Origin of the sequence: Streptomyces sp. NRRL WC-3549 (assembly GCF_000721935.1) — a bacterium.
Taxonomy (GTDB): Bacteria; Actinomycetota; Actinomycetes; order Streptomycetales; family Streptomycetaceae; genus Streptomyces.
Genome location: NZ_KL585442.1, coordinates 15223 through 19350, shown reverse-complemented (window position 1 = coordinate 19350; position 4128 = coordinate 15223). Strand labels below are relative to the sequence as shown.

The window sequence follows — 4128 nt, the reverse complement described above, 5'->3', positions numbered from 1 at the left end:
CGCCGAGGCGCGGCCCGGGGCCGTGGACAGGTCGGCGTCGATCTCACCGCCGCGCAGGTCCACCCCGATCACCCGGTCCCCGCGCTCGCGCAGGAGCGCGGTGACGGCGGCTCCGATCCCGGAACCGGATCCGGTGACGACGACGGTGCGTGGCATGGCGACTCCTGAGGTGGGAGGTGACGGCCGCGCGCCCCCGGAGGGGACGCCTCCCCCGGGACGCTAGGCCTCCGCGTCAACCGGGAGGGCGCCACTCCCGCTGACCGGACGGACCGGGCCGGGCCGCGTCGGCCGGGCAGCAACGGAGGGCGCCGGGTGGGCGGGAGCCGAGGGGGCGGGCGCTGCGGCACCGGCGTCGTGCGGGGACGGCCGCTCGGCGAGGACCGGGCCCAGGAGGAGCCGGCAGGCGAGCCTGATGCCGTCCTCCGCCTCCTCGATCGACGAGCGCTCGTACAGGACGGTGGTGAGGAGGCCGTACCAGGCCTGTTCGAGGATGCGGACCACCCGCCGGTCGAGGGCGGAGGGGTCGGCCACCCCCGCCGTACGCAGTACCAGGTCTTCGATGATCTCGTCCGTGCGGCGGGCCGGGCTGTCCTCTCCGGTGCCCGTGGCGCTGTTGCACTGCATCATCGCCAGGGCCAGCAGCGGCTGTCTGCACAGGGTCAGCAGGTCGCTCACCGCCTCGACCGGCCCGGTGCCCGGCGCGGGCGGCGGGGCGCCGCCCGCGAGACGCGTCACCTGGGCGTGCAGGACCGCGGCGAACAGGTGCGTCTTGGACGGGAAGTAGCGGTACAGGGTGGCGATCGCGACCCCGGCCTCCCTGGCCACGTCGTGCATCTGCATCCCTTCGAGGCCGTGCTCCGCGCCCAGCCGCGCCGCGACGCGCAGCATCCGGGCGTACCGCCGGCGCTGTCCGGCCGTACCGGGTCGTGCGGGGGCTCTCTCGCCTGTCGTTCGGGGCACAGTCCTGCCGTCCTTCCGGTGGCCGACGATCCTCTCGTGGCGAACGGGGCCCCACGACGCCCGTTCCGGCCAGTGGGACCCGGCCGCCCGGGGCCGGGGCGGGGCCGGCGTCCGTGCGGCTTCCCGCCCAGCGGGACGCGGCCTGCGCACGCGGGAGGCGGTGACTTGGATGGGCCCTCCTCCTTTCCCTTCCTTCCCGCCGGGGATCTCCTGCCTGTCCGCCCGAGATCCCCTTCCTGCCCCGCCCGAGAGAGGTGCCCTCATGCGGCTCGGTATCAACAGTCCCGTCGTCACGGCCGTCCCCGGTGTCCACTCCCCCTGGGAACGCACCGCCGGAATCGAGGAGTTGGGGGCGGTCGCCGAGGCGGCGGACCGGCTCGGCTTCGACCATCTGACCTGTTCGGAACATGTCGCGGTGCCGGCGGACGTCGCCGAGGTGCGCGGCGGCACCTACTGGGATCCGCTGGCCGTCTTCGGGTACCTGGCCGCCCGGACCCGCCGGATCAGGTTCGCCACCCAGGTGCTGGTGCTCGGCTACCACCACCCGCTGGCCCTCGCGAAGCGCTACGGCACGCTGGACCGCGTCTCGGGCGGGCGGCTCGTCCTGGGGCTCGGCGTCGGCAGTCTGGAGGAAGAGTTCCGGCTGCTCGGCGCGGCCTTCGAGGGCCGTGGCGCGATCGCCGACGACGCCCTCGCCGCGCTGCGCGCCTCCCTGTCCCGGCGTGAACCCGCCTACCACGGCGAGCACTTCGACTACGAGGGCCTGGTGCTGGAGCCGCACGCGGTGCAGGAGCGGGTGCCGTTGTGGATCGGCGGCCGTACACCCCGTTCGCTGCGCCGGGCGGTGACCCTCGGGGACGGCTGGGTGCCGTTCGGCCTGCCCCTGGAGCGGCTGGGCGAGATGGTCGGCGCGGCCCCGCTGCCGGAGGGCTTCGAGGTGGTGCTGAGCGCGGGCCGCCCGCTGGACCCCTCCGGTGACGCGGAGGGCACGAAGAGCGCCCTGCGGAAGGTGACGCGGGCGGGCGCGACGCTCGTGAGCGTCTCGCTGACGGCACGGTCCGCGGATCACTACGTCGAGCAGCTGGAAGCACTCGCCGCGCTCGCGGGCACGGCGGCGGACGCGGAGGGGCGGGCATGAGCGAGGACCGGATCGCCGCGCTGGAGGCCCGGCTCGGGCTGCTGGAGGACGAACGTGCCGTCGCCCGGGCCATGGCCTCCTACGGGCCGCTGGTGGACGGCGGGGACTCGGAGGGCGTCGCGGCGTTGTGGGCGCCTGACGGGGTGTACGACATCGACGAGATCTTCCTCGCCGGCCGGGAGCGCGTCCGCGGCATGGTCGACTCCCCCGCGCACCGGGGCTGGATCCGGCAGGGCTGCGCACATGTGGTGGGCCCGCCGCACATCACGGTCGACGGCGACGAGGCGGTGGCCGTGTGCCACTCGCTGATGGTGGTGCACGAGGAGGGCCGGTACGTGGCTGTCTCTTATACACATCTCCCCGGACCAACCGCATCCTGGACGGGCGCGCGGAGTCGCCCGCGTTGCTGGTCGCCGGAGTACGCGGCGAACCGGCCGCGGCCGGCTGACCGGCCGGCTCGGTCAGCCGCCGCGGTGACGGGTCCCGGTGCACCGCCGCGGTGACGGGTCCCGGCGCACCGGTCGTCCGGGGCGGCGGGCGGGAGGGCGCCGGTCATCCGTACGCCGGCGCCCTCCCCCGCCTCCCGCCGCGCGGTGTCAGCGCGCTCCGTACACCGGCTGGGGCGGTTCGGCCGCGGCGAGCAGTCGGGTCGCCGCGGCGCCCGCCTCGGCGGGGCTCCAGCGGGCTCCCTTGTCGGCCGTGGGACCGGGCCGCCAGCCCTCCATCACGGTGATCCGCCCGGCCTCGGCCTCGAAGACCCGGCCGGTCACCCCGGCGGAGGCGGCGGAGCCCAGCCATACGACGAGCGGCGAGACGTTCTCCGGCGCCATCGCGTCGAAGGCCCCCTCCCCCGGTGCCGCCATGGTCGCGGCGAAGGCCTCCTCGGTCATCCGGGTCCGGGCGGCCGGGGCGATCGCGTTGACCTGGACCCCGTAACGGCCCATCTCGGCGGCGGCCACCAGGGTCATGCCCACGATCCCGGCCTTGGCGGCGGCGTAGTTGCCCTGCCCCACACTGCCCAGCAGGCCCGCCCCGGAGCTGGTGTTGACGACCCGCGCCTCGGGGGTCCGGCCCGCCTTCGCCTCGGCCCGCCAGTGCGCCGCCGCGTGTTTGAGCGGCAGGAAGTGGCCCTTGAGGTGGACGCGCATCACCGCGTCCCAGTCGTCCTCGTCCAGGTTGACCAGCATCCGGTCGCGGAGGAAGCCGGCGTTGTTGACGAGGGTGTCGAGCCGGCCGAAGACGTCGAGCGCGGTGGCGACGAGGGAGGCCGCACCGTCGGTGGTGGCGATGTCCCCCTGGTGCGCGACCGCCTCACCGCCCGCCGCGCGGATCTCCTCCACGACCTCCTGGGCGGGCCCTGCGGCCGGGCCGGAGCCGTCGAGGCCCACACCCAGGTCGTTGACGACGACTTTCGCGCCCTCGGCGGCGAAGGCCAGGGCGTGCGCGCGGCCGAGCCCGCGGCCGGCTCCGGTGACGGCGACGACACGTCCGGTACACAACGGGGCGGCGGTCGGTGAGGTCATGACGGCGAGTCCTTTCGGTGGGGCGGGAGGGGGACGGGACGCGGGCGGCCGTACCGCTCAGTGGCATCGCACCTTCCCGCGGAGTCCGTAACGCTGCTACCTTCTGGGCCTAACAAACGTTTGGTGGAAAGGTAGCTGATCTGCTCATGGGTGTCTCCACCTCCGTCCCGGAAGAAGGCGTCGCCTTCGTCACCGTGGACTTCCCCCCGGTCAACGCCCTGCCCGTGCGCGGCTGGTACGACCTGGCCGCCGCCGTACGCGCCGCGGGGGCCGATCCGTCCGTCCGGTGCGTGGTGCTCACTGCCGAGGGGCGGGGCTTCAACGCGGGCGTGGACATCAAGGAGATGCAGCGCGCGGACGGGCCCGAGGCGCTGATCGGCGCCAACCGGGGCTGTTACGAGGCGTTCGCGGCGGTCTACGAGTGCGAGGTGCCGGTGGTCGCCGCCGTGCACGGCTTCTGCCTGGGCGGCGGGATCGGCCTGGCGGGCAACGCCGACGCCATTGTGG

At 74.9% G+C, this 4128-nt stretch carries 5 protein-coding genes; 3 read left to right on the top strand and 2 right to left on the bottom strand.

Translation table 11 applies throughout. The features are described 5' to 3' along the window. Positions 1-219: 219 nt before the first annotated feature. Complete coding sequence (locus IH13_RS0133520; RefSeq protein ID WP_082317802.1) at positions 220-960, bottom strand: TetR/AcrR family transcriptional regulator; 741 nt, start codon at positions 958-960, stop codon at positions 220-222. A 262-nt stretch (positions 961-1222) separates the two neighbouring features. On the opposite strand from IH13_RS0133520, the gene IH13_RS0133515 reads away from it, so the two are divergent. Together IH13_RS0133515 and IH13_RS39195 are read left to right on the top strand one after the other, a co-directional pair. Beyond that, complete coding sequence (locus IH13_RS0133515) at positions 1223-2098, top strand: TIGR03619 family F420-dependent LLM class oxidoreductase (RefSeq protein WP_031090473.1); 876 nt, start codon at positions 1223-1225, stop codon at positions 2096-2098. Further along, positions 2095-2601: a nuclear transport factor 2 family protein gene (locus IH13_RS39195; RefSeq protein WP_199814926.1), complete on the top strand. Its 507-nt coding sequence runs from the start codon at positions 2095-2097 to the stop codon at positions 2599-2601. Before IH13_RS0133515 ends, IH13_RS39195 begins: the two co-directional genes overlap by 4 nt. Positions 2602-2694: 93 nt before the next feature. Here IH13_RS39195 and IH13_RS0133505 read toward each other — a convergent pair whose 3' ends face one another. Continuing rightward, positions 2695-3621, bottom strand: a complete 927-nt coding sequence (locus tag IH13_RS0133505; protein ID WP_031090472.1) for an SDR family oxidoreductase — start codon at positions 3619-3621, stop codon at positions 2695-2697. 146 nt (positions 3622-3767) lie between these two features. Here IH13_RS0133505 and IH13_RS0133500 point away from each other — a divergent pair. Beyond that, positions 3768-4128 (top strand): enoyl-CoA hydratase-related protein (locus IH13_RS0133500; protein ID WP_031090470.1); only part of this gene is annotated, 361 nt, incomplete at its 3' end.